This window comes from Mucilaginibacter sp. P4_G9 (assembly GCF_056400985.1).
The window spans coordinates 1-4209 of the sequence record NZ_JBFUKF010000427.1 but is presented as its reverse complement, the minus strand read 5'-3'; the positions used below and the strand labels follow the sequence as shown (position 1 = coordinate 4209).

The following is a 4209-nucleotide window of genomic DNA, read 5'->3' as shown; positions in this document are numbered from 1 at the left end:
TACAGATGTTGCAATACCTGCCAGGCTGCGAACGAACAGAAAAGGAATACAGGCAATTGTTTGACGATGCCGGCCTTAAGCTAACCAGGGTAATACCAACAATGTCGCCTTTTAGTATCCTTGAAGGAATAAGTAAATAGCATTCCTAAAAACGCCTCTAATGAAACACATATCCGTTCGCATTGCGAGAGGTAAAATTTCGTGAAACTATGAAGTAGAAAACGTTTTGAAAGGTTTTTTTTAAACTATAAAACACTTACACCAATTGCAGCTTACCTACAGGTTTTTTCTTTTTCCGTGTACGGTTAAGCCACATCATTACCCCGGTTACCGGAAATATGAGCGATAATAAACAAACCACAAAACTGACAACCTTGGTAGGTAAACCATATACCGAACCGGTGTGCACAGGCTTCACCAATGCTCTTAGACGCTGACCTAAATTTTTAGCAGCAAACATTTGCGCACCGGCCAAGCTGCCGCTGTACTGATCTACATAATAAGTATCGGCCGTGTTTTCCAATGCACCTTTGGGTAAAATATTGATGCTATAGGTCCCGGTTGAATCTCCCGGAACGCGCACCGTATAGTATTCGGCTCCCTGGGTTTTAGCTGCTACATTTTGTAATGCGGCATCAACAGTTAAAGCCGCAGCGCCTGCCTGGTATTTTGATTGCGGCGATTTGGGCTGTTCTTTTACAAGTTTTGAACCTGTTATGGCAAACAATGCCTGGTTGGCCCATTTAAACGACATGATTAACCCGGTTAAAACAATTACTATCAAAAAAACCGAAGTATAAAAGCCGGTAACTATGTGCAGATCATGCACCAGCCGTTTGGTACTGCCATCCCACTTTATTTTTAGCCGCTGCCGCATGATGTTTTTTGTTTTTGGCCACCAGAGTACTACACCGGTTATCAGTATGAACAGGAAAAGCAGGGTTGAGATCCCTACTATCCAATCGCCCGCGCTATCCTTCCCGGCTAACAAAAACCGGTGAAGCATCTCGACTGAAAACAGGAACGATTGCCTGCGGTTATATTCGCCCATTACCTGGCCGGTATATGGGTTTACAAAAACGGTTAAATTGTGCTTTCCTCCCTCCTTGGCGCCTTTACCGGTTTTACCAGGCGCACCTGCAGGTTTACCTTTACCGGTTTGAGCCGGCTTTTCCTTTTTGTCCCTTTTCTCGGGCACCATCACGCCAATCTCCACCGTTCTCCCGGCATCGTTATAAACCATGGCCGAAGCAAATTTTGACTTGGGCGCCTGTTTCAACGCGGCTTTTATCAGCTGTGCCAATGGCATCCGCGTTTGCTGTGGCTCCACATAGTAACGTTTGGGATGCAGGCTATGCTCAATCTCTTTTTCAAACACCAACATAGTGCCCGTAACACACGAACAAAAAATGACAATACCCGCCGCAAGGCTCAGGTAAAGGTGAATGGTGCGGAAAAATACTTTCATCATTTTTAATTATAAAAACCGGGTATGCCAAAGCATATCCCGGTGTATTCATTTTTTTATATCCTAACCGTAACGATGKTTATACAGCTTTATGCCTTAAAAACTATAAGCCAGAGTAGTTAAAAACTGCCTTGGTGGTATTGGGTTGATACTGTAATTTTCGTGGACGTTATAATTTAATACGTTACCTATATTGGAGATCTTACCAATAATAGAGATCTTTTTATAGGTATAACCAACTGAGGCATCAACCGTGGTAAAGCCGGATACATATACCAGTTTATTTGCAGGCTGGGCTTGTCCTTTAGCCGGTACAGTATTGGCATTGCCTGCAATACGGTCGCCCAGGTAATATACCGATGCACCCACTTTAAAACCCTTTAGGCTACCATCATAAAAGTTATAGAAAGCACTGGCATTTGCTGTATGCTTTGGCACATTCAATAAGGGCTGCCCTGCTATGTTGCTGCCAAACGAAGCTGAAGTTTTTGAATAACGGGCGTTGGTATAACTGTAACCGGCTAACAGATCGAGCCCTTTAACCGGATGCCCTGCAATGTCGAGTTCTACACCGTTGCTTTTTGTTTGACCAACCAGTTCTTTAATATTGGTATTTATATTTACGGTTGTCCCATCGGCCAAGAATGGTGCTGTTTGAGCAAGGTTGTTATTGATAATGCGATATGCCGTTACATTCACGGACAAATTTCCATTTAGGAAATCATTTTTTATCCCGGCTTCATATTGGTCAACTATTGATGGATCAAGTGGGTTACCATTAACATCTGAACCAGTATTGGTTATAAAAGAGTTGGAGTAACTGGCAAACAACGCAGTGTTGGTTAGCGGTTTGTAAACTATACCCACTCTTGGAGAAAATGCCTTGTCGGTTTTGCTTTTTGCTGGCGTAGCCAGGGCCGGAGTAGTGTTGTAATAATTGGCAACTACCGTTGGCGCTATATATTGGTATGACCAGCGAATACCTGCAAGCACTTTAACTTTATCTGATAAGCTAATAAGGTCGTTAAAATATGCACCAAAACGATTAGTTTTTGTTAATATTCTATACAAGGGATTCATCACAGGTTTGTCTGTACGCAAATTATATTTATCTACATTAAAAATATTAATTGTATCGTAAACCACAGGTTTTATAGCAGTACCCTGATCCCAATAACTCGACACTTTATCAATGTTAGCCACATAAGTATAAGCAGTATTGTTATACCTATCCGCGTCAACACCTACTAAAATATTGTGTTTGATGGAACCTGTATTAAACTGGCCGGTAACATTAAGCTGCCCGGTGTAATAATCCTCCAGTGTTTTTGCCCGGTTCAGGGTGCGTCCCCAGTCGCCGCTTGCATTTGGCAGCACGCGTTCGGTTGTTTGGTATTGCCTGTTAAAGTGCTGGTAAGAGATTCCTCCGCTTATTTGCCATAAACTATTTATCTGGTGATTAATGGTAGCGGTAGCCGTGCTTTGTTTGGTATTACCGGTTGACCATGAAGCGCCCAGGTATCTGTTACGCGGTACATTGGCAATTACATTATTGATTTGCCCGGTACCAAAATCGGGGGTAAAATCATAGTTCAGGTAATCACCTTCAACAATAATGGTTGTTTTATCGCTTACTTTGTACAGAAACGAAGGGTTGATGTACTCCCGTTCGGATTTTACATTATCACGAAAACTGTTTGCTTTTTCATAAGTGCCGTTTAAGCGGTAAGCTAATTTGGAAGATATAGGGCCGTAAACATCAAACGATGGGCGGTACAGATCATAGCTGCCATAAGTCATGGATACTTTGCCGCCTTGCTCAAATAATGGCTTTTTGGTAACCATATTCAGGATACCGCCGGGTGCAACATTACCATATAATAACGCCGCGCTGCCTTTTAAAATCTCAACCCGCTCTAACGAACTTATCTCAGGTACCACACCGGAGTTTACCCTAAAACCGTTTTTGAACATGTTGGTGCTCGAAAAACTATATCCCCTGGAAGCAAATGTTTCCTGTGTATTGCCACGGGCACTGTACAGGTAAACACCATTAACGTTCCTGATCACATCGCTTAAACGTAAAGATTGCTGCTGATCCAGTACATCGCGGCCAATTACGGTAACGCTTTGAGGCAGGTCCATAGGCGCAACATTCATTTTGCCCACGCTCAGTTTTTTGCGGTTAATGGTTTTTGTAGATGATATCACTACTTCATTAAGCTGCGCGGCACTTTCGCGCAGTGTGAAATTAACGCGGGTGGTTTGGTTTGCAATAACAGTAACCATTTGCTCTTCACTTTTGGTACCAACATAACTGGTAACCAACGTATAGGTACCTGGTTTAACGTTAACAATGGTAAATGATCCGTCATCAACGGTTGTGGTACTTTTATTAAGGCCCTTTATCGCTACAATAACGTATGAGGCAGCCTTGCCATCGCTGGTTTTAACAAAACCGGTTATTTTACCGTTATTGCCTTCCTCGTCGGCTTTTAAAACGAGGGTATTTATAAATATAAATAGAATTAAGAGTGTAAATTTTTGAATGTAATTGTAGAGATTGTTTGCCATGCTATTTATACTAAGTCTAATTAAGGGCAAAAATAACAAGACATTTCTTATTCGCAACTTTTATTTAGAATTAGTTTAAATAAGATGAATAAACATGTCTACTGTTATAACTATTTCGTTACAAGGCGTAAAGCCCTGCAGATGTAATTATATTAGCCTTATAAACC

2 protein-coding genes are annotated in these 4209 nt (G+C 41.8%); both read right to left on the bottom strand.

Going from position 1 to position 4209, the window contains the following annotated elements; genetic code table 11:
- Window positions 1-256 precede the first annotated feature (256 nt).
- Window positions 257-1471 (bottom strand): PepSY-associated TM helix domain-containing protein, encoded by a 1215-nt coding sequence (locus AC1DPZ_RS23090; protein WP_477407874.1) that lies wholly within the window; start codon window positions 1469-1471, stop codon window positions 257-259.
- 93 nt (window positions 1472-1564) lie between these two features.
- A complete protein-coding gene (locus AC1DPZ_RS23085) occupies window positions 1565-4042 on the bottom strand; it encodes a TonB-dependent siderophore receptor (RefSeq protein ID WP_477407872.1) in 2478 nt (825 codons plus the stop codon).
- Window positions 4043-4209 lie beyond the last annotated feature (167 nt).